Source organism: Streptomyces sp. CBMA29 (assembly GCF_014596445.1).
Taxonomy (GTDB): Bacteria; Actinomycetota; Actinomycetes; order Streptomycetales; family Streptomycetaceae; genus Actinacidiphila.
On sequence record NZ_MECL01000250.1, the window covers coordinates 1 to 20,224 of the forward strand.

Here is a 20,224-nt window from a genome sequence, read left to right on the forward strand (position 1 = left end):
GGCGGCTGGGCGCCGCCGAGCGCGCGGGCGACGGCCGCGTGGGGGCCGGTCATGACGCGACGGCGCCACGGGCCGCCAGCGGCAGGGTCTGCGGGGCGGGAACGGACTGCACGATCTCCCTGACCACGTCGTCGGCGTTGATCTGCCGGACCCACAGCTCGGGGCGGAGCGTGACGCGGTGGGCGAGCGCCGGGACCGCCACCCACTTCACGTCCTCGGGGGTGACGTAGTCCCGGCCGTCGAGCACGGCGCGGGCGCGGGCGAGTTGGACCAGCGCGAGGCCGCCGCGCGGTGACGCGCCGACCTGGATGTGCGCGTGGTCGCGGGTCGCGCCGACCAGCGCCACGATGTACTCCAGCAGGTCGTCCTCGACCTCGACCCGCTCCACCGCCGCGCGCATCGCCAGCACTTCCGAGGGTCCGCTGAGCGTGCGCAGTTTCGCCTCGGGCGCGGCCCTGTCGATCCTGGACCGCAGCATGTCGGTCTCCTGCGGCGCCGACAGATAGCCCATCCGCACCCGCAGCAGGAACCGGTCGAGCTGCGCCTCGGGGAGCGTGTACGTGCCTTCGTACTCGATGGGGTTGGCGGTCGCGATCACCACGAACGGGTCGGGCAGTTCGCGGGTGCTGCCGTCGATCGACACCTGCGACTCGGCCATCGCCTCCAGCAGGGCGGCCTGGGTCTTGGGCGGGGTGCGGTTGATCTCGTCGGCGAGCAGGAGGTGCGTGAAGACGGGGCCGGGCCGGAAGACCATCTCGCCGCTGTGCTGATCGTAGAAGGGCGCGCCGGTGACGTCGGAGGGCAGCAGGTCGGGGGTGAACTGGATGCGGCGGAATTCCAGTCCGAGGGTGGTGGCGAAGGATCTGGCCAGCAGCGTCTTGCCGAGTCCCGGCAGGTCCTCGATGAGGACGTGGCCGCCCGCGAGCACGCCGAGCATGACCAGCTCCAGCGGTTCCGGCTTGCCGACCACGGCCGTGCGGATCTCGGCGAGCACCTCGGCGGCCCGCTCGCCCGCCTGCCGCGGGCTCAGGGCGTCGGCGTCGTGGTCGGATATGCGCTCGGAGCTGGTCACTGCGGTCCTCACCTTGCCTGGTCGTGAAACGGGATACGGGACAGGGGATAGGGATACGGGGGCCGGGCGGCGTACGACAGCCGCGCGCGATCGGGCGCGGGTTCGGTCGCGGTCGCGGTCGCGGTCGCGGTCGCGGTCACAGCGTCTCCAGCCGGTCGAGCAGCGCCCGCAGTACGGCTTCGGGAATCGCCTGCTGCGGCGGGCCCGTCGTCGGGTCGATCCACGGCCACAGGTCGGGACCGACGATCGCGCGGGCCCGGTCGGGGCTCTTGCGCAGCAGCACCCCGTGCCGCTCGGCGAGCCGGGCCGCGAAGAGCCGTTGCAAGTGCGGGCGGAGCGTGGAGTGGAAGTGCAGGCCGCCTTCGGGGCCGAGCGCCTTGCGGACCACCCGCGGCCATTCGCCGAGCGCCGGGGCGCGACCGCCGAGCAGGCGCACGGACTTGCGGTAGCCGCTGTCCTGCGCGCCCGCGCCGCCGACGTACCGGGCGACGCCCAGCGCGACGACGGTGATCAGGGCGAGGCCGGTGGCCGCTGCGACGAGGCCGTCGGTGAGCGCGAGCAGCGCTTCGGCGGCGACGACGAGGCAGCCGAGGAGGGTCAGCGAGTGGCGTACGGAGCCGGGCGGGCCCGCCGCCCGCTGGAGGCGTTCTTTCACGGTGTGGCCTCCGCGGCTGTTCCGGCGGTCCGCTCTCCGGGACCGCCGCCGTCGCCCGATGCGCCGTCGTTCGCCGCGAGTTGGGCGGCGATCTCGGTGAGTGCCCGCGCGGCGCGGTCCCGGTGGCCGTCGCCCATGGGGTGGGTGGAGTAGCGCGCCTCACGGAAGAGCGCGGTGAGCGCCGCCGCGCTCGGGCCCGCCAACCGGCCTGCCGTCGAGGCCCGTTCGAGCAGGTCCTGCGGGCTGTCGGAGGCCCGGCGGGCGATGCCGGAGGCGGCGAGGGACCGTTCCATGGCGGCGTAGCAGGCGATGACGGCGGCGCGCGCGTCGGCGTCGTCCCGCAGCGCCCGGCGCCCGGACTCCACGGCCTCGGCGAGCAGTTCGTCCTCGTCGTCGGCCTGTTCGTACCCGGGGCCGTCCTGCTGCTCCGCTTCGCCCGACCGCAGATAGCGCCAGAGCAGCACGGCGGCGAAGACGACGGCCAGCACCAGCAGCGCGATGCCGATGCCGATCAGGACGTGCGGCAGCCAGGAAAGGAAGCCGTGGTTGTCCTGCCTCTTGAGCGGGCGCGGCGGTGTGGGGGCGCTGGGCGGCGGCGCGGTGGCGTCGCGCCGTTGACGGTCCTTGCCGCCGCCCGGGGTACGGCCGGACGCGTGGAACCGGTGCATGACGAATATCAGCAGCGGTACGGCGAAGGCGGCGCCCAGCAGTGCGGCGCGGACCACGTCCACCAGCCGCTGCCGCAGCGGGTCGGACTCCGCGTCGTCACCGACCTGGAGCACATAGCGGTTGTGGAGCATCAGCGCGCCGATGAACCACGCGAGGCCGAGCGCCGCCACCAGCACAGTGCCGCCGAGCGGTCCGCCGCCCTTGCCGAACGCCGTGCCCTCGGGCCGCAGCAGCAGGGCGCTGAGCGCCAGACCGCCGATCACCAGGACGCCGAGCGCCGCCCGTGCCCCGGCGCTTGTCCGCGGTCCTCCCCCGTTGCCCAGCCGTCCCACCGCCACCTCCCCATGTCGCGGAAGGCAGCTTCGCACACGAGTCCGGGGCTGTCAGCACGCCCCCCGCCGGGGCGGACGCCCTGACGGACGGCGGGAGCGGGCCGGGGCGTGGTTCAGTAGCGCTGGGCCTGGGCCACGCGCGGGAAGAGCGTCTTGTCGGGGTCCTTCGTGCTGAAGGCGACCGGCTGGGCGCGTTTGCCGGGCTCGACGTCGCGGGCGCCGACGATCGTGGAGTCCACGACGGCGCCGTCCGAGTCGGCGAATTCGACCTTCACGGCGAAGGACGCCTTCGCGTCGGTGGTGTTGGTGATGCTGACCAGGACGGCGTTGAGGCCGCCGGTCCTGTCCTTGGGGAAGCCGGTGAGCTGGACGTCCTTGACGGCGTTGCCCTGCCCGTCGACCTTGGCCAGCTCCGACTTCGCCTCGGCCGCGGCGCTGCCCGCGCCCGCCTCCACCGACGCCTCGAAGCTGGAAGCGGCGGCCTTCGCGGAGGACTGCGCGGCGGAGGCGGTCTGCTGGGCGGCCGAGGCGCGGGAGTCCAGCGGGGAGGGCAGGGTGCCGGAGAAGTTCCCGGTGCTGGGCGGGGCGCCGGGCGTCGTCGCTCCGGCTGAGCTGCTGCCGGAGGAGTCGTCGCAGGCCGACACCAGCGCGAGGCCGCCGGCCGCCATGGCCACCAGCGCCGCCGCGGTCAGCGAGCGCAGGCGGCGCGAGCGGTCCGTACGGGCCCGTCCGTCACCGGCTTCTCCTGCGCGGGTCCCCTCGGTACGACGTCGGCTCACGGGCTTCCCCTCCGGCTTCTGCGCTGGTCACCGGCCGGGCACACGCTCCGGCCGCCCCTCCACCGTGCGGGGTGCCCCGGCGGTGCGCAGCGTGCGCGGTGCCGTACGGGTGACGCCGGGCCCGGCGGCGGGGGGGGCCGGCCCGGCCTCGTACGGGTGACGCGCTAGGGCCGGCCGTCCCGCGTCCGCGGCGAGCCTTCCGCGTTTGCGGGGTCGGCGGGGCGGGCCGAGCATGAGGCCATGACCGATCCGGTGGCGTTCGACGTGGTCAGCGAGGGCTTGGCGGAGGTGCACCGGCGGCTGCTGCCGCTGCGGGACGGCGAGGTGGCGTCGTACATCCCGCAGCTCGCGCTGGCCGACCCGGACGACTTCGGCATCGCGCTGGTGAGCATGGGCGGCCACCGTTACGAGGCGGGCAGGTCACGTACCGAGTTCACCGTGCAGTCGGTGTCCAAGCCGTTCGTGCACGCGCTGGCCCTGTCCGAGCTGGGCCTCGATGAGATGACCCGCTGGGTGGGCAACGAGCCGAGCGGCGACGCCTTCAACGCGATCAGCCTGGAGCACGGCACCGGCCGCCCCGCCAACCCCATGATCAACGCGGGGGCCATCGCGACGACCAATCTCGTACCGGCCGCCTCGCCGGGCGAACGGTCCGCGCGCATCCTCGACACGCTGAGCGCCTTCGCCGGGCGGCGGCTCACCGTGGACGAGGACGTCTACCGCTCGGAGGCGGCCACCGGCGACCGCAACCGGGCGCTGGCGTATCTCATGCACGCGGCCGGATCGTTGCGCACCGACCCGGTGGAGGCGGCCGAGGTGTACTTCCGGCAGTGCTCGGTGCTGGTGAACACCGTCGATCTGGCGGTGATGGCGGGGACGCTCGCCAACGGCGGGGTCAATCCGGTGACGCGCGAGCGGGTGGTGGCCGAGCAGGTGGCGGTCGAGGTGCTGTCGGTGATGGCGACCTGCGGGATGTACGACGCGGCCGGTGACTGGCTGATGCGGGTGGGGCTGCCCGCCAAGAGCGGGGTGTCCGGCGGGCTCACCGCGGCCAGCCCGGCCCGGTTCGGCATCGCCTGCTACAGCCCGCCGCTGGACCCTACCGGCAGTACGGTCCGCGGGGTGGTCGCGCTGCGGGAGCTGTCGCGGCGGTTCGGCATGCATCTGATGCATCACCCGGCGCCGGGCGCGGACACCGTGACGCGGGTCGGCGCGGGCGGCAGCGGCGGTACGGGGACCCGGGTCTCCTCGGGGCGGGAGCGGGTGACGGCCGACCGCGACCTGCTGGACCGGGACGGCGACCGGGTGGTGCTGGTGGCCGCGCGCGGCGAGGTCGACTTCCCCGCCGCGGAGCGGCTGCTGCACGCGCTGGCGAGCGCCGTGCCACTGGCGCCCGGCTGGGTGGTGGTCGACTTGGAGCGCGTGACGCACGTCAGACCGGTGGCCGGGCTGATGCTCGGCAACGCCTTCGAGCGGATCTCGGCGGCGGGGCACCAGGTCGCCCTGGTCGGTGCGGCGGACCAGCACTGGGGCGGTGTCGCGGCGCGGCACGACAGCGTCGAGGACGCGCTGGCGTGGGCGGAGGACGCACTGCTGTACGAGCTGCGGCCACTGCCCCGGTGAGATATCCATAAAGAGACAGACAAAGAGACAAAGAGATCTCATGTCCGGGGGGACTTCGCCGGAAGGGCCTGCCATGCACTCGCCTCTCAGCCCCGCCACCCTCGCCGACCTGCGCCGTCCGCGGCACTACCCCGCCGTCTCGGTGCTGATGCCGACGCACCGCCGGGAGCCGGACAACGCGCAGGACGCCGTACGCCTGCGCAATCTCATCGCGCGCGCCAAGGACGAGGTGCAGTCCGACCCCGAGGTGTCCAGGACCGACCGGATCGATGTGGTCGAGCAGCTGGACAGAGCGCTGGCCGAGGTGGACCTGGTGCACGCCGAGGACGGTCTGGCGATCTTCGCCGCGCCCGGTGAGCACCAGGTGTGGTCGCTGGACCGCTCGGTGCCGGAGCGGGTGCTGCTCGCGCAGACCTTCCTGACCCGCAATCTCATCGCCGCGCAGGCGGCCGACCAGCCGTACTGGGTGCTGGCGGTCTCCGCCGACCACGCCACGCTGTGGGGCGGCGGCCGGGAGCGGCTGGCCGAGCACACCGCGAGCGGCTTCCCGAAGACCCGGTCGCTGCCCGACACCGACATCGAGCGGGAGGAGCGCATCGGGGACCGGCCCAGCACCTTCAACGACGAGGAGACCCGCCGCTATCTGCGCGAGGTCGCCGACGCCGTCGGTACGGTGCTCACCGACGAGCCGCGACCCCTCTACGTCGTCGCGGAGGCCGAGGCCCTCGCCGTCCTGGACGAGGTCAGCCCGGATGCCAAGGAGGCCGTCCGGGTCCTCCAGGGCGGCCTGTCCAAGGGCCCCGCCGAAGCCGTCCGGCAGGCCGTGCTGCCCGCCGTCGGCGAGCGCGCCGGCCAGGACGTCGCCGATGTCCTCGCGGAACTCGACGCCGCCCGTGGCCGCCGCACCTTCGCCGCGGGCGTGGACGAGGTCTGGCAGTCCGTCGTCGAGGGCCGCGCCGCCGTCGTCGTCATCGAGGACGACTACCGCACCACGGTCCGCGACGACGCCGACCACCTCGTCCCCGCCACGCCCGAAACCCCCGGCGCCCGTGAGGACATCGTCGACGAGATCGCCGAACAGGCCCTCGACACCGGCGCCCGCGTCCACTTCGTGCCCGACGCGAAGCTCAACGGCTCCCACCACATCGCGGCGGTCCTGCGCTACTGACGGCCGGTGCCTTCCGTGCTCAGTGCTGCGGCTGCGCCATGTACGGGAGTCCGTCCGCCGCCTTGGGGTCGGGGCCGTACGCGTTCTGGCTCCGCTCCCCCTCGGTGCAGGCGAAGACCAGCATGATGATCCCGCCGACCAGCGGAATCAGCCCGAGCAGGACCATCCACCCGGACTTGCCCGTGTCGTGCAGCCGCCGCACGGTGACGCCCAGGGTCGGCAGGATGATCGCGATCACGTAGATGAAGTACGGGATCATCGTGTGGGCCACGGCCCCGATGATGATCATCACCACAAGGGCGATGCAGTTGAACAAGAAGTACATCCAGTACTCCTTGCGGCGGGCCCTCCCGCTGAAAACGGCATACTTCTTGAGCACGTCGATGTACCACTGCACGGCGAGTCCCCCCAAGGACCTGAAGTTTCGATCAAGCGATCATCCGTGCCGATCACCGGCCGGAACCGCAGACAGTAGGTCCCCTGACGTGCACGAGTCAACAAAGAGACAAGGCGTTCCCGCGGCGGGGGTCAGAAGTCGATTTCCACGTAGTCGATGTCGGTGAACTCGACCAGCAGGCCGTCCGCGCGGCGGCCTCCGTCCTTGAAGTAGACCTCCTGGAGGCCCTCGGCGGCGATGGCCTGGAGCTGTTGTTCGGTGGCGCCGGAGGACTGGGCTTCGAAGAGGCGGGCGGCGTAGGCGGGCGGGAGGTGCTGGGTGACGCGGCGCATGCGGCCGTCGTCGGTGGAACCGGGGGCGGCGGTGAAACCGAAGCGGGCGCGGGTCTCGATGACGAGGCCGTCCGAGGTGGCGGCGCGGCGCTGGGCGCGCTGTTTGACACGCGGCTGCCAGTCCTGGCGGACGGCGGCGGCGAGGCGGTCGGCGAGTTCGCGCCGTGGCCGCTTGAGCGTGCCCTTCAGGTAGCGCTCGACGGTGCGCTGGGTGACGCCGAGGCGCTGGGCGACGGCGCGGGTGGAGCCCTTGGCGTATTTGACGAGGAAGCGCATCTGGGCCTGTGCGGACTTGGGGATCGGCCGGGTCTGGGTGTTGGCCGTCGCCTTGTCGAGGCTGTCGGCGATGATGCCCACGCTGTGGTCCTACTCTCCGTCGGCGGCGGCGTCGGTGCCCTTGATGTGCCGGGCCGGATTGTGGCCCTGGTCGAGGAGTTCGACCGCCCACATCAGGTCCTGGGTGCCCTCGTGCTTGACCATGCCGGGACTGACGCCGAGCCGGAATCCGCCGGGCAGCGGCTTCCCCTCCGGCCCGCGCGGCAGGAAGTCCAGCGGTGAGGGGCCGTCCGAGGCGTAGACGGCGCAGTCGGAGAGCACGGCGAGCGGGTAGCGCCCGACGGCGGCGAATTTCCGCATCTTGCGGTGCATGTTGACCCGCGCGGAGGAGATCACGGCCGCGCGGATGTCGGGGCGCCAGGTGGGGCGGTCCAGCGCGGACCACCGCTCCCCCGGCCGGTAGCCCGCGCCCTGCGGGCGCTCGCGGAGCTTGCCGATGCCGCCCTTGACGGTCGCTTTGACGGCGGACAGCACGGCGGCCAGGCCCGGATCGGCGTCCTTGTGGACGGCCATCGCGGCCAGGAAGTCCGCCTCGTCCATCCCCGCGGTGACGCCGAGCTGACCCATCGTGGCGAGGTACGCGTCCCGCAGCCGGGTGTACCAGGCGTCCAGATACGCGCCGGTCTCCGGCCGTACGTACGCCTCGACGGGCTTGACGTCATGGCCGAGTTCCACGGCGTAGGCGACGGTCGGGGTGGCGTACCAGGCGGGTCCCTCGGGGCGGGTGCCCTGGGGGGTGAAGGGGCTCGGCAGCCGGGGGTCGAGTTCGATGCCGGAGAGGTCGACGAGCCAGCAGCCGGGCAGCGCCTTGTCGAAGCCGGGGGCGGTGCGGTGGACGGGGGCGCCGAGGCCGACGGTGAGGCGGTTCGCGGCGGCGGCGAAGGCCATGTTGACGTCGATGCCGACCGCGTACGGCCGGGCGCACTCGTCGTCGCCGAGGAGCTGCGGGTCGCGGATCCAGTCGTACGCCTCCTCGTCCAGCACCTGGTCCGGCGTGCGCTGGTGGCCGCGCGGATGGAGCTGGGCGGCGACGGGGTGCTCGTCGGGGGCCTCGGGCGGCGCGGGGTCGACGGCGGCGGCGAGCGCGCCGGCCACCTGCCCCGACACCCACGCGCCGCTCGCCTCGTCCCGTACGGCCCTGGTCGGCGGGCGCAGACTCGTCATCAGTTCGAGGCCGCAGACGGCGGTCGAGCCGCGCGGGGTGATCACGCGGGTGGCGTACGTGCCCAGGACGCGGGCCACTTCGGCGGGCGGCGCCTGGTCCGCGTTCCCCCACGACCGGCTGTCCAGTGCGCCCCAGGGCAGGATCGCGAGCTGTACGCACTGGCGCTGACCGGCCTGCGCGGGCCGGTAGATCCGCGCCCAGGGGCCGAAGCCGCGCCGGGTGAGCTGCCAGCCCGCGCGGGCGACGCGGCGGACGGCCTCGTGGTCCTCGGGCAGCCGCAGCCCGCGGCGGTCGGCCAGTTCGACGGGGAGGCCGAAGCGGGTGGTGGCCGACTCAGTGAGGACGACCAGCGGGTCGGAGTCCTTGCCCGAGCGGTGCAGCCGGGCCGCGCCCAGGCGCGCGTCGGTGAGTGCCCACCGCACGAGCGACGGGATGTCGTCCGCCGGGCACTCCAGGACGAGGCCGCCGACGCAGTACGCGCTGCCGTCGCCGTCCACGACGGCCAGCGGCCCGTTGGCGAACCGCGGATCGGCGCCGGGCTCGGGAGCACGGGCGGAGGCGGGGGCCTGGGGGCGGCGGGCAGGGGCGGGGCGGCGTACGGGAGCGGGTACGGGAGCGGGAGCGGGGTCAACGGGGGCCGGGGACTGGGGAGTTGGCGGCGCTGCCACGACGACCGGCGCGGGCTCCGGTACGGACACAGGTTCCGGGGTCGGCTCCGGGGCCGGCTCCGGGGCCGGTTCCGGGGCCGGTTCCGGGGCCGGTTCCGGGGGTGTGGCGACCGGCGACGCCGGATGCAGCGCCGCGAGACCGTCCAGCAGTCGTACGTACGCCGCCCGCTTCGGCGACCGCGGCTCGGCGCGGCCGGACTCCCAGGCGGTGACCGTCTCGCGCCGCACCTTGAGCGTCTTCGCGATCTGGTCCTGGCTGATCCCGGCCGCCTCGCGCAGCCGCTTGCGCTCGGCGGGTTCGGGCAGCGAGTCCTGCGCGGCCACCCGTTCGAGCAGCGCGTCGACCGAAGCGAACAGCTCGCCCTGCTCATTGGACAACCGGACCACCTCCGGCCGTCACCCTAGCCAAACACACACCCGAACACACGCCGGACACACAGTCCTCGACGATCACGCCGGCGCGGCGAGCGGTCACGGCCGCTGCGTCACCCCGCTCACTGTGAGCCGTACCGGCACCGCGCCGCTGCCGATCAGGGCGACCGTGGAAGCCGTACGCCGAGGACGCGTCCGCCCGGTCCGACGTGCGATCAGCCGCTACGACGGCACGGGCGCGGTCGGCGCCGGTGCCGTGGACGGCCGCCGTACCCACAACAGGAGGACGACGGAGACGACGGCGGCGAAGGCACACCAGGTGGAGACGAATTCGGTCCGCCACACCGCCGCGCAGACCGCGGCCCCCGCCCCGGTGAGGACGCCGAGCAGGCGCAGCACGCGGTCCGCGCTGAGCAGCAGGGAGCCGACCGTGGCCACCAGATATCCGGCGATGACCAGCGGCGCGGCGGGCACGTCCACCGCGTAGCCGACGGTGTGGCCCCGGATGTCGGCGACGGGCGCCCGGTCGATCAGGCAGGCGACGAGCACGACGGCGGTGGCGAGTCCGGCCAGGACCGGTACGGCCAGCCGCAGCCGCCCGCCCGGCGGCGCGGCGGTCAGCACGGCGAGCGGCACATAGGCGGCCAGCAGCGGCAGTGCGATGATCGCCCACGCGAGGGTGGCCGGCCCCGTGCCGCCGCCGCGGTGCCAGACCGCGGCCTCGATGAGCTGATGGGCGCCGAGCACCAGCGGCAACGCGGCCAGCGGCAGGTCCCGCGCCCGGCGTACGCGCGCGACGCAGGTCACGCCAAGGGCGCAGATCACCGAGCCCGCCGCCAGATCGGCCGTGGCGCTCCAGCACATGAGGTCCCCTCGCGTCGTACGGTCCGATGATCCGCTGTACGTCCCCGTCACGCTACGACGCCTGCCCTCCTCCGGCGGCGGGACCCCGCCGCGCGGCCGGGGGAAATCACCCCCGGTGCGAATCGCCGGTGAGAGGACGGAAAACGGCAAAAACGGCCCCACGCGCCGAAGCGCGTGGGGCCGTTGACGGTGCTCGGTGCTCGGTGCTCGGTGCTCGGTGCTCGGTGCTCGGTGCTCAAAGGATCGAGTGCTCATGTACTCCTACGGGACCGCCCGCGCTCAACTCGCCAGCAGATCCCGGGTGCCGGCGGTCCAGGCTCGCGGGCCGGTGAAGCCGTGCGCGCGCCAGCGGGCGGCGCCACGGCGGCGGGCGGCCGTCGCGTGGTCGGCGTCGGCCGCCGCGCGGACGGTGGCGGCGCGGGCGAGCAGTACGGCGGTGACCGCGGCGATCTCCTCGGATGTCGCGGTGCCGCGCTCGACACGTACCAGCGTCGTGGGCAGCGGCGCCGGAGCCGCCTCGGGGGCGGCGAGCGGCGCCACGGCGGGCGTGGCGTTGATCGTCTCCAGGGCGGGCGGTCCCGGCTGCGCCGGGATGGTCAGGGTGCCGACCCGCACCAGGTGGGGTGCGGCGGGGGTGGGAGCGGTGATGGCGGCGGGCATGGGCGGTGTCCCCTTCGGTCTCGGAACTGCCGTACGGAATGCACGAGTTGCGGGCGGCTGCGCTGACGCACCGTCAAGGGCTGTGCGGAGTGCGGACGGACTACTGCGGCGGGTTGCCGTGCTTGCGGCGCGGCAGGTCCGCGTCCTTCGTCCGCAGCATGGACAGCGACCGGATCAGCACCGACCGCGTGTCGCGTGGGTCGATGACGTCGTCCACCAGGCCGCGCTCGGCCGCGTAATAGGGGTGCACGAGTTCCCTGCGGTACTCCTCGATCTTCTGGATCCGCATCGCCTCGGGGTCCTCGGCGGCGGCGATCTCGCGGCGGAAGACGACGTTGGCCGCGCCCTCCGCGCCCATGACGGCGATCTCGTTGCCGGGCCAGGCCAGCGCGATGTCGGCGCCGATCGACTGCGAGTCCATGACGATGTACGCGCCGCCGTACGCCTTGCGCAGCACCACCGAGATCCGCGGCACCGACGCGTTGCAGTAGGCGTACAGCAGTTTGGCGCCGCGCCGGATGATGCCGTCGTGTTCCTGGTCGACGCCGGGCAGGAAGCCGGGGACGTCGACCAGGGTGACGATCGGGATGTTGAAGGCGTCGCAGAACTGCACGAAGCGCGCGGCCTTCTCCGACGCCTTGATGTCCAGCACCCCGGCCATCGCCGACGGCTGGTTGGCGACGATGCCGACGGTCTGCCCGTCGAGCCGGGCCAGCGCGCAGACGATGTTGGGCGCCCAGGCGGCGTGCACCTCCATCGAGTCGCCGTCGTCGACCAGTTCCTCGATGACGTCCCTGATGTCGTAGCTGCGGTTGCCGTCGTTCGGCACGATCTCCAGCAGCGCGTCGCCCGGCCGGTCCACCGGGTCCTGTCCGGCGCTGGCCGGGGGCAGTTCGCGGTTGTTGGACGGCAGCAGCGACAGCAGGTAGCGGACCTCGGCGAGGCAGGTGTGCACGTCGTCGTAGGCGAAGTGGGCCACGCCCGACACGCTCGCGTGCACATCGGCGCCGCCGAGCGCGTCCTGGGTGACCTCCTCGCCGGTGACGGCCTGCACGACGTCGGGCCCGGTGATGAACATCTGCGAGATGCCGCGGACCGCGAAGATGAAGTCGGTCAGAGCCGGGGAGTACGCGGCGCCCCCGGCGCACGGGCCGAGCATCACGCTGATCTGCGGGATCACGCCTGACGCCTTGGTGTTGCGCTGGAAGATCCCGCCGTAGCCGGCGAGCGCGGAGACGCCTTCCTGGATACGGGCGCCCGCGCCGTCGTTGAGCGAGACCAGCGGGGCGCCGGCCGCGATGGCCATGTCCATGATCTTGTGGATCTTCTCGGCGTGCGCCTCGCCGAGCGCGCCGCCGAACATCCGGAAGTCGTGGGCGTAGACGAAGACCGTCCGGGCCTCGACGGTGCCCCAGCCGGTGACCACGCCGTCGGTGTGCGGGCGCTTGCCCTCCAGGCCGAAGCCGCTGGCCCGGTGCCGCCGCAGCGCCTCGACCTCGGTGAAGCTGCCCTTGTCCAGGAGCAGGTCGATCCGCTCCCGCGCGGTCAGCTTGCCCTTGGCGTGCTGGCGTTCTGTCGCCGTGGGGTCGGGGCCCTGGCGGGCCAGCTCCTTGAGGTCGCTCAGTTCCTGCAACCGGTCGGGGACCTCGGCGGGAGACTCCGCGTTGGGCATGGCGCTCCACCCTCCCTTGCTCGGGTTCATGTCGATCACTCCTGTGGCCGCCGGACGGCGGCCTGCGGCACGCGGTGCACCCGCGCGCGTGAGTCGGCGATCAGCTCCGTGGCGTCCTCGGCGTGGAGGCAGTCGGCGGTCAGTGTGCGGACGACGGTGCGGTAGTGGTGCGAGGTGCGGACGGCCGCGGCGGTGGCGTGGCCCGGTGGTCCCGGCACGTCGGTGACGGACCATCCGGACGGGCGGTGCGGGCCGCCGCGCCGGCCCGCCGCGGTCCCGAGGTAGTCGGCGGCCAGGTCGCGGCGCAGACCGGTGCCGAGGCCCTTGAGATACGCCTCCTTGCGGGTCCACAGCCGGGCGAAGGCCGCGGGCCTCCTGCGGCCGGGCACGGCGGCCAGCTCCGTCTGTTCCGCGGGGTGCAGGTCAGGCACGCACAGCCGTACGGCGTTGGCCGGCGGCACCCGCTGCACGTCCACGCCGACGGTGACGCCCGCGAAGGCGACGACCGCGACCTGGTGGCTGTGCGACAGCGAGAAGTGCGGCCAGTCGGGTACGGGACCGCGCGGGCGGTCGAGCAGCACCGGGCGGCCGTGCGGGCCGCCGCAGCAGGGGCAGCGGTCCCGGCCGAGCCGCAGCGCCCGCGGCGGGAGGCCGGTGTAGGCCGACAGCAGGCGGCGCAGGGCGACGTGGGCGGAGAGGTAGCGCACCCGGTCGCCCGTACGCAGCAGGCCCGCGGCGCGCTCGCGTTCGCCGTCGTCCAGTTCCCCGACCGGCAGCGGTGCCGGGTCGGTGTGGGTCCAGGGCCGGGGCAGCACCCAGATGTGCAGGTCGCCCGGCGCGACGGTCAGAGCCGGTGCGGTGGCGGCCCCCGTACGGTCCACCGCGCCGCTCACCGCGCGGTGCGCGCCGCAGCGGTGAGCCGCGGCCTCTGCGCCGGGGTGTCGAGGACGGCCTCGGCGGCGGCGCCGACGGGGGCCGCCTGCGGGGTGCTCTGCGGTACGGGGGTCACCAGTGCGGCCAGCAGCGCCGCCACCTCGGTGACCGAGTCGTCGCGCAGCAGGTCCGCGGCGGGGACGTCGACGCCCAGCGCCGAGACGAGCCTGCGGCGCAGCGCCAGCGCGGTGATCGAGTCGACGCCCTGGCTGCGCAGCGACCGGTCGGTGCTGATCCGGTGGGCCGGGGGCACATGAAGATACGGCTCCAACTGACGGCAGATGTAACGCTCGATGATCCTGGTCCGCACGTCGATGCCCGCGGCACGCAGGACGTGCGGGTCGGGAAGCCCCCTCAGGTGCAGGGGGACCGTCTGTTCCATCACGGCATACCGCCTTCCATCGGTAGTGCACGGACCGGCGCCGCCGTTGCGCTGTGGCGCGGCGATTCACCGGCAGGTTCGAGGCGTGTCCTGCGGACGGCTCCACGGGTCACGGTCCGCCTCCGCGCGGACGGCTCCACGGGTCGCGGCCCGTTCGGCGCGGACGGCGCGGACGGCGCGGACGGCGCGGACGGCGGCGGTCGTCCGAGACCGGATCCGCGACCCTCGTGGGGACGGGGCACGATACGTACGAGGCGCGGGCCCGGTGGGACGCGGCACGGTACGGACGATCTGCGGACGCATACGGACGGGGTACGGAACCGGGCCGCGCGGCGAACGCCCTCGTGGGGACGGACGCGGTACGAATGCGTACGGCTCGCGTACGGGACCGGGTCGCGCGTCGGGCGCGGGCCCGGCGTCACGCGCCGGGGGTCGGGACGGTCGGGGTCTCGGGTGACCGGTCGGCGGTCTCCGCCGCGCGCTCCCGCCGGTCGCCGCCGTCCGCACGGTCCGGACGCGGCCGGTCCAGGAGCATGGCGACCGCCGCCGCGGTCAGCGAGACGATGCCACCCGCGTAGAGTCCGGATCTGGCGCCCCAGTGCTCGGTGAGCCAGCCGACCGCCAGCGCGCCCAGCGGGGTGGTCCCCTGGAGGATGAGCGCGTAGATGGCCAGCACCCGCCCGCTGAACGCGGGATCGGCGCCGAGCTGGATGCGGTGGTTGGCGGCCTGGGCGAAGTAGAGCGTGGTGAAGCCGGTGACCGCGAGCAGCAGCAGCTCGCTCAGATAGTTCGGCGCCCAGCCCGCCGCGGTCTCGGCCGCGCCGAAGGCCAGCGCGGAGCCGGTCACCAGCCGTCCGCTCGGCCGGGTCGTACGCGAGGTGGTGACCAACGCCGCCAGCAGTGATCCGGCCGCCAGCGCCGTGGTGAGCAGCCCGAAGGAGGCCGCTGAGGTGTGGAAGACCGTCTTGGCCATCAGCGGCAGCGTGAGCTGGAAGTTGAACCCGGCCAGGCCGATGACGGCCACCAGGGCGAGCGGCAGCAGCAGGTCGGGGCGGCTCGCGGTGTAGCGCAGGCCGTCGATGACGCGGGCGCGGGCTGCGCCCGGCGGTCCGCGGTGGAGTTCGGCGGGCCGCATCATCCGCAGCGCGACGACCGTGGCCAGATAGCTGACGGCGTTGAGCAGGACGACGGGGCCGGTGCCGAGCCAGCCGACCAGCAGACCGCCGAAGGCGGGCCCGGCCACCCGCGCGATGTTGAAGTACGCGGCGCTCAACGCCGAGGCGTTGGGCAGCAGTTCGGGGCCGACCATCTCGCGCACGAACGACATGCGGGTGGGGATCTCCACGGCGCTCGCGGTGCCGAGGCCGAGGGCGAAGAGGTACAGGTGCCACAGTCGCAGCGTGCCGGTGAGCATCAGGGGCGCGAGCAGGGCGGCGAGCACACCGCAGACCAGGTTGGCGGCGACGAGCAGCGCGCGCTTGTCGTAGCGGTCGGCGAGCCGCCCGCCGTAGAGGGCGAGCAGCAGCACCGGGGTGAACTGAAGGGCCGTCACCAGGCCGAGCGCGGTGGGTGAGTTGTCGGTGAGCGAGAGCACCGCCCAGTCCTGCGCGACCACCATCATCCAGGTGCCCGCCGCCGAGACGACCTGGCCGAGCGCGAAGAGCCGGAAGTTGCGGACGGCCAGCGACCGGAAGGGCCCGCCCGTGGACCGCCGTGCCCCGCCGTTGGGCTGGCGGAGGGCGCCGGTCCGCGAACGGTCGGCGCCCTCCGGTCGGATCCTGGAACTCACGCGCCCGTGTCGGGCGCGCCGAACCACCGCTCAAGCGCTTCGGCCAGGCCGTCTTCGCCGCCCGTCGAGAGCCAGGCGACATATCCGTCGGGCCGGAGCAGGACCGCGGTGGCCCCTGCCAACTCCCGTGCGGACAGCCCCTCGGGCTCGGCGACCGTGCCGCTGACGGTCAGGACGCGGCTCTTCCAGGGAGCGGCGACCGCGCGCACGGCCGCCGCGTCGGCGAGGTCGACGAGCACGCCCTGCGCGGTGTGCAGCAGTTCCGTGGTGTCGGTGCCGCCGCCGTCGGTGTCGACCCTCAGCGGGGTCAACCGGCGTCCGGTCAGCGGGTGGTCGTCGTCCTTCGCGCCGAAGTCGTAGCGGATGTCGAGGCCGCTGACGGTGCCCGCGAGGTGCCGCTTGACCTCGTCGTACTCGATCAGCTCGGCGAACATCTCGCGGATCGGGTCCATTTCGGGACCGCCGACGTAGACCATGCCCTGGGTGGCGGTGTTCATCATCAGCCGCTCACCGACCCGGTGCCGCTCGGCGTGGTAAGTGTCGAGCAGACCCTCGGGCGCCCAGCCGGTGACGACCGCGGCCAGCTTCCAGCCGAGGTTGGCCGCGTCCTGCACGCCGGTGCTCAGGCCCTGGCCGCCCGCGGGCAGGTGGATGTGGGCGGCGTCGCCCGCCAACAGCACGCGCCCGCGCCGGTATTCGGTGACCAGCCGGTTGGCGTCGGTGAACGAGCCGACCCAGTCGGCGGTACCGGCGCTGATGTCCTCGCCGGTGATCCGCTGCCAGGCCCCTGCCACTTCGGCGAAGGTCGGCTCCTCGGTGCGGTCCGGCGGCGGGGTGCCGTTCTCGACCACGATGACCCGGTCGACGTTCTCGCCGAGCGGTGCGGCCATGATCATGCCGCCGGGCAGCCGCTCGCCGAGGAACCGCGGGCGCAGCCCGCAGCCGACCACGTCGGCGAGGTACATGCCGCGGGTCGGGTCGGTGCCGGGGAAGTCGAAGCCGACGGCCTTGCGGACCGCGCTCTTTCCGCCGTCGCAGCCGACCAGGTACGAGGCACGCAGGTGGCGTACGCCGTCGGCGGTTCCCGCGGTGAGCGTCACCGCCCCTTCCCCGTCGGCGACTTCGAGGAATTCCCAGCCGCGGCGGATGTCGGCGCCCAGGCCCACGGCCCACGCCTCCAGCACGGACTCGGTGAGCGACTGCGGGATGCCGCGGGCGCCGAAGTGCGCGCCCTCCAGCACCGTGTAGTCGAAGACCAGGCCGCCGAAGTGGCCGACCGGGGAGATCTCCAGGGTGCCGTCGGGGCCGCCGAAGGCGGGCAGCAGCCCGCGCTGGTCGAACACCTCCATGGCGCGGGCGGTGAAGCCCAGGCCGCGTGACTGCCCGGTGGGTTCGTCGAGGCGTTCCACCACGATCACCCGGGCGCCGCCCAGCAGCAGTTCACCGGCGAGCATCAGCCCGGTGGGGCCCGCCCCCACGATGATCACATCGGTGTCCAGGGCAGCGGCTCCGCCCGCGTCCGTGCTGTCCCTCTCGTCCACCTTCTCTTCCACCGTCTCGTCCACCTTCTCGTCGACGTTCTCGTCCACGTCTGACTCCTGTCTGAAAGGAAGTTGCCTCCGGCGAACGGGGCCACGGCCAGGGACGCGCCGCCGGACGGCCCGTCAGGAGGCGTCCGGCGGCGCTGTCGCGGGTGCGGTGCGTCTGCGATGCGTGGGGCGGGAGCCCGGCCCCCCGCGCCCGGCGCCCGGCGCCGAGCGTACGGCGCTCTGCGTACGGCGGTGGCTCAGCGCGCGAAGAGCTGCGCGATGTGCGCGGGCGCGTCCGTACCGGCCCATTCGACGGCGCTCTGGACCAGCGCGGGCGTGGCCTCGAAGCACTTGTTGTCGGGCGAGCCCAACTCGAAGGGCGCGGGCAGGAATTCGGACGTCCGCAGCCGCTCGAAGAGCTGGGCGGCGCCGGCCTTGGCCTCCAGCGTGCCCGCCTCGACCTGCTGGCAGATGGAGCGGGTGAAGCCGAGCAGCTCCGAGATGTCCTGGCCGACCGGGGCCGGGAGTCCGGGCACGTCGCGCTTCTCCAGGTCGCGGAAGACCTGCTCGTCGCGCTCGGGGTCGGCCATGAAGGTGCGGTACGCCCGGTCGATGGTGACCGTCGGCAGGATGCTGGTCGACTCCCACACCCGGATGACCGCGTTCCACAGGTCGTAGTCGCGGAAGCCGACGAAGGAGCAGTAGACCAGGTCGTCGTGGATGTCGAACAGGCCCTGCTGGAGGCTGTCGACGTACGCGAACCGCTCGACGGACCAGTCGCCGTCCTTGGACGCCTCGATCAGCCGCCAGGCCAGCGCGTTGACGACCTCAAGGGTGTTGGTCAGGCCGCGCGAGTAGAGCGCGTCGATGAATCCGGCGGCGTGCGCGGTCAGACAGTAGCGCTCGCCGACAGTCTGCGTCGCGGAGTACTGGAGCCGGCCGGTGGCCACCCACGGGCGTACGGCGGTGGCGTCGGTGAACTGCTCGGCGATCTCCGGGTACCGCTCCAGGAACCGGTCGAACTGCTCCTGCGCGGAGACGCCCGGCTCGGCGGGGAACTTCCGCTCGTCCAGTTGCAGGCCCACGCTGCACAGCGGGTTGAGGGCGCCGTCGTGGTTGTCGAACGGGATGACCCAGAGCCAGCCGCCGTCGAAGACGTGGTGCAGGGTGCCGTTGTGCCAGGGGCTGGGCTGCTTGTGCGAGCGGGCCGCCTTCGCGTCGTCGAACGGTGTGACGCCGACCATGTGCGTGAACAGCGAGCGCGAGTGCGCCCTGGCGCGGGTCGGGGTCTCGCGCAGCCCGAACTTCTCCGCGACCGGCGACCGGAAGCCGCTGCCGTCGATGAGGTAACTGGCGTGGAATTCCTCGCCCTTGTCGGACCTGAGCAGCACCCCGTGCTCGGGGAACACCTCGATGTCGGCGATCTTCGTGGCGACCTTGGGCACCGCGCCGTACTTGACGGCGAGGTTGAACAGATAGGCGTCCACGTCCTGCCGGAACAGGTGCGTCTCGGTGCGCTGCCACTCGGGCACCACGAGCTGGTTGATCTGCTCGGGGTCCTGCGGCCGACCTTCGACGTGGTAGACGAAGCCGAAGTTCTGCTTCCGCCCGCACGACGGGGCGACCTTCTCCTGGATGCCCTTGAAACTGGCCAGCGGCTCGATCTCGGGCACCTGGTAGCGCTCGGCGATGATCCGGGTCATCGACGAGGTGTACGGGATGGTGGACTCCCCCACCGCGAAGCGCGGGTGCACGCCCGCGTCGATGAGCAGGACCTTCACCCCGTTACGGGCCAGCACCGAGCCCAGCAGACCGCCGGCCATACCCGCGCCGAGGATCGCCACATCGAACTTCTCACTGGACTGGGCCTGTTCGGCGGTTGCGTTCATGCTGCTTCGTCCCTCCGGGTCGGGTATATGTCGGGGCACGCGAAAACGTCCCCGGCTCCCGGTACGGGAGGGGGGACGTCGCAGGGTCGGTGCGGGTCAGTCCAGGGTGCGCAGCACGACGGCGGAGTTGAAGCCGCCGTGGCCGCGGGCCACCACCAGCGTGGTGCGCAGTTCCGCGGTGCGCGGCGACAGGACCAGATTGAGGTCGTAGCCGGGGGACGGCAGATCGTCCGCGGTCGGCGGGATCAGGCCCTCCTCCATGGCGAGCAGGGCCGCCGCCAGGTCCAGCGGTGCGGCCGTACCCGGGTAGCGGCGCCCGGTCATCGTGCGGGGCGCGGTGACGGGTACGGCGTGCACGCCGAACACCGCGGTGACAGCGGCCGATTCGGCCGCGTCGAGGCCGGGGACGAACACCGCGTCCACCTCGCCTGGGACGGCTCCCGCGTCGCACAGGGCCAGTTCCACCGCGCGCCGCAGGCCCGGTTCGCGTCCGCCGCTCGGGTCGGGGTCGAACGTCGCGCCGTATCCGGCGACCTCGCCGTAGATCTTGGCGCCGCGGGCCAGGGCCGCGTGCGCGGTCTCCAGCACCAGCAGCGCTCCGCCGCCTGGCCGGACGGCGGGCGGTGGGGTGTGCGCGCTCCAGGCGGCGGGGCAGACGGGCGCGTCCACACCACCGGAGACGATGAGCCGTCCGCCCTGCCGGATCTGCAGCCGGGCGTGCGCCACGGCGTCCAGGCCCTTCATGCCGTCCCTGATCGAGATCTGGCCGCTGCTGACGGCGTAGAACCAGGCGAAGGAGCGGTACGCGCCGCTCTGCCGCCCGGTCTGGCCGCGCGGTCCGCCGGTGCCCGAGCCGGCCCGGAAACGGGCGCCGAAGCCGGGCCTGCGGCCCTCGCCGTACCGGCCGCCGGGAGCCGAGGCGGCGGCAGCCGCGGCGG

General features: G+C 73.5%; 18 protein-coding genes. 2 read left to right on the forward strand and 16 right to left on the reverse strand.

Features of this window, described 5'->3' with window-relative positions:
* Positions 1-49: 49 nt before the first annotated feature.
* The 4 genes from BGM09_RS33950 to BGM09_RS33965 form a co-directional block, all read right to left on the reverse strand.
* Positions 50-1,072: a MoxR family ATPase gene (locus tag BGM09_RS33950; protein ID WP_317452994.1), complete on the reverse strand. Its 1,023-nt coding sequence runs from the start codon at positions 1,070-1,072 to the stop codon at positions 50-52.
* Between the two features lie 136 nt (positions 1,073-1,208).
* A complete protein-coding gene (locus BGM09_RS33955; protein WP_188285590.1) occupies positions 1,209-1,727 on the reverse strand; it encodes a hypothetical protein in 519 nt (172 codons plus the stop codon).
* Positions 1,724-2,728, reverse strand: coding sequence for a DUF4129 domain-containing protein (locus BGM09_RS33960; RefSeq protein ID WP_317452995.1), 1,005 nt, complete (start codon positions 2,726-2,728; stop codon positions 1,724-1,726). The genes BGM09_RS33955 and BGM09_RS33960 overlap by 4 nt, the downstream gene beginning before the upstream one ends.
* Positions 2,729-2,841: 113 nt before the next feature.
* On the reverse strand, positions 2,842-3,507 hold the full coding sequence (locus BGM09_RS33965) for a hypothetical protein (RefSeq protein WP_317452996.1): 666 nt from the start codon (positions 3,505-3,507) through the stop codon (positions 2,842-2,844).
* Between the two features lie 240 nt (positions 3,508-3,747).
* On the opposite strand from BGM09_RS33965, the gene glsA reads away from it, so the two are divergent.
* Positions 3,748-5,130: a glutaminase A gene (glsA, locus tag BGM09_RS33970; RefSeq protein ID WP_188285592.1), complete on the forward strand. Its 1,383-nt coding sequence runs from the start codon at positions 3,748-3,750 to the stop codon at positions 5,128-5,130.
* 73 nt (positions 5,131-5,203) lie between these two features.
* Positions 5,204-6,298: a chemotaxis protein gene (locus tag BGM09_RS33975; protein WP_188285593.1), complete on the forward strand. Its 1,095-nt coding sequence runs from the start codon at positions 5,204-5,206 to the stop codon at positions 6,296-6,298.
* Between the two features lie 19 nt (positions 6,299-6,317).
* On the opposite strand, the gene BGM09_RS33980 is transcribed toward BGM09_RS33975, so the two are convergent.
* The 12 genes from BGM09_RS33980 to BGM09_RS34035 all read right to left on the reverse strand — a co-directional run.
* Complete coding sequence (locus tag BGM09_RS33980) at positions 6,318-6,695, reverse strand: DUF805 domain-containing protein (RefSeq protein WP_188285602.1); 378 nt, start codon at positions 6,693-6,695, stop codon at positions 6,318-6,320.
* A 131-nt stretch (positions 6,696-6,826) separates the two neighbouring features.
* Entirely contained in the window at positions 6,827-7,384 is a 558-nt protein-coding gene (tpg, locus tag BGM09_RS33985; RefSeq protein WP_188285594.1) for a telomere-protecting terminal protein Tpg, read from the reverse strand.
* A 9-nt stretch (positions 7,385-7,393) separates the two neighbouring features.
* Positions 7,394-9,574 carry a telomere-associated protein Tap gene (tap, locus tag BGM09_RS33990; protein ID WP_188285595.1) on the reverse strand — a complete coding sequence of 727 codons (2,181 nt, stop codon included), beginning with the start codon at positions 9,572-9,574 and terminating at the stop codon, positions 7,394-7,396.
* A 216-nt stretch (positions 9,575-9,790) separates the two neighbouring features.
* Complete coding sequence (locus tag BGM09_RS33995; RefSeq protein ID WP_188285596.1) at positions 9,791-10,432, reverse strand: DUF6629 family protein; 642 nt, start codon at positions 10,430-10,432, stop codon at positions 9,791-9,793.
* Between the two features lie 279 nt (positions 10,433-10,711).
* Positions 10,712-11,092 (reverse strand): acyl-CoA carboxylase subunit epsilon, encoded by a 381-nt coding sequence (locus tag BGM09_RS38270; RefSeq protein WP_223187983.1) that lies wholly within the window; start codon positions 11,090-11,092, stop codon positions 10,712-10,714.
* Between the two features lie 100 nt (positions 11,093-11,192).
* The gene (locus BGM09_RS34005; RefSeq protein ID WP_188285604.1) at positions 11,193-12,764 is read right to left on the reverse strand and encodes an acyl-CoA carboxylase subunit beta; all 1,572 of its coding nucleotides are present in this window, start codon (positions 12,762-12,764) and stop codon (positions 11,193-11,195) included.
* A 35-nt stretch (positions 12,765-12,799) separates the two neighbouring features.
* Complete coding sequence (locus BGM09_RS34010; protein WP_317452997.1) at positions 12,800-13,657, reverse strand: 4'-phosphopantetheinyl transferase family protein; 858 nt, start codon at positions 13,655-13,657, stop codon at positions 12,800-12,802.
* Positions 13,654-14,079, reverse strand: a complete 426-nt coding sequence (locus BGM09_RS34015) for an acyl carrier protein (RefSeq protein ID WP_188285597.1) — start codon at positions 14,077-14,079, stop codon at positions 13,654-13,656. Before BGM09_RS34015 ends, BGM09_RS34010 begins: the two co-directional genes overlap by 4 nt.
* Positions 14,080-14,497: 418 nt before the next feature.
* Positions 14,498-15,868, reverse strand: coding sequence for an MFS transporter (locus BGM09_RS34020; RefSeq protein WP_317452998.1), 1,371 nt, complete (start codon positions 15,866-15,868; stop codon positions 14,498-14,500).
* Complete coding sequence (locus BGM09_RS34025; RefSeq protein WP_188285607.1) at positions 15,865-17,367, reverse strand: FAD-dependent monooxygenase; 1,503 nt, start codon at positions 17,365-17,367, stop codon at positions 15,865-15,867. The genes BGM09_RS34020 and BGM09_RS34025 overlap by 4 nt, the downstream gene beginning before the upstream one ends.
* Before the next feature lie 287 nt (positions 17,368-17,654).
* Positions 17,655-19,286, reverse strand: coding sequence for an NAD(P)/FAD-dependent oxidoreductase (locus tag BGM09_RS34030; protein WP_188285598.1), 1,632 nt, complete (start codon positions 19,284-19,286; stop codon positions 17,655-17,657).
* A 96-nt stretch (positions 19,287-19,382) separates the two neighbouring features.
* A partial coding sequence (locus BGM09_RS34035) for a ketosynthase chain-length factor (protein WP_188285599.1) occupies positions 19,383-20,224 on the reverse strand: 842 nt, incomplete at its 5' end.

What these genes read in the sequence shown, in the direction of transcription:
- BGM09_RS33975 (WP_188285593.1), top strand. Translation starts at nt 5,204, where the DNA reads ATGCACTCGCCTCTCAGCCCCGCCACCCTCGCCGACCTGCGCCGTCCG.
- BGM09_RS34015 (WP_188285597.1), bottom strand. Translation starts at nt 14,079, where the DNA reads ATGGAACAGACGGTCCCCCTGCACCTGAGGGGGCTTCCCGACCCGCAC.
- glsA (WP_188285592.1), top strand. Translation starts at nt 3,748, where the DNA reads ATGACCGATCCGGTGGCGTTCGACGTGGTCAGCGAGGGCTTGGCGGAG.
- BGM09_RS33995 (WP_188285596.1), bottom strand. Translation starts at nt 10,432, where the DNA reads ATGTGCTGGAGCGCCACGGCCGATCTGGCGGCGGGCTCGGTGATCTGC.
- BGM09_RS38270 (WP_223187983.1), bottom strand. Translation starts at nt 11,092, where the DNA reads ATGCCCGCCGCCATCACCGCTCCCACCCCCGCCGCACCCCACCTGGTG.
- BGM09_RS34005 (WP_188285604.1), bottom strand. Translation starts at nt 12,764, where the DNA reads ATGCCCAACGCGGAGTCTCCCGCCGAGGTCCCCGACCGGTTGCAGGAA.
- BGM09_RS34030 (WP_188285598.1), bottom strand. Translation starts at nt 19,286, where the DNA reads ATGAACGCAACCGCCGAACAGGCCCAGTCCAGTGAGAAGTTCGATGTG.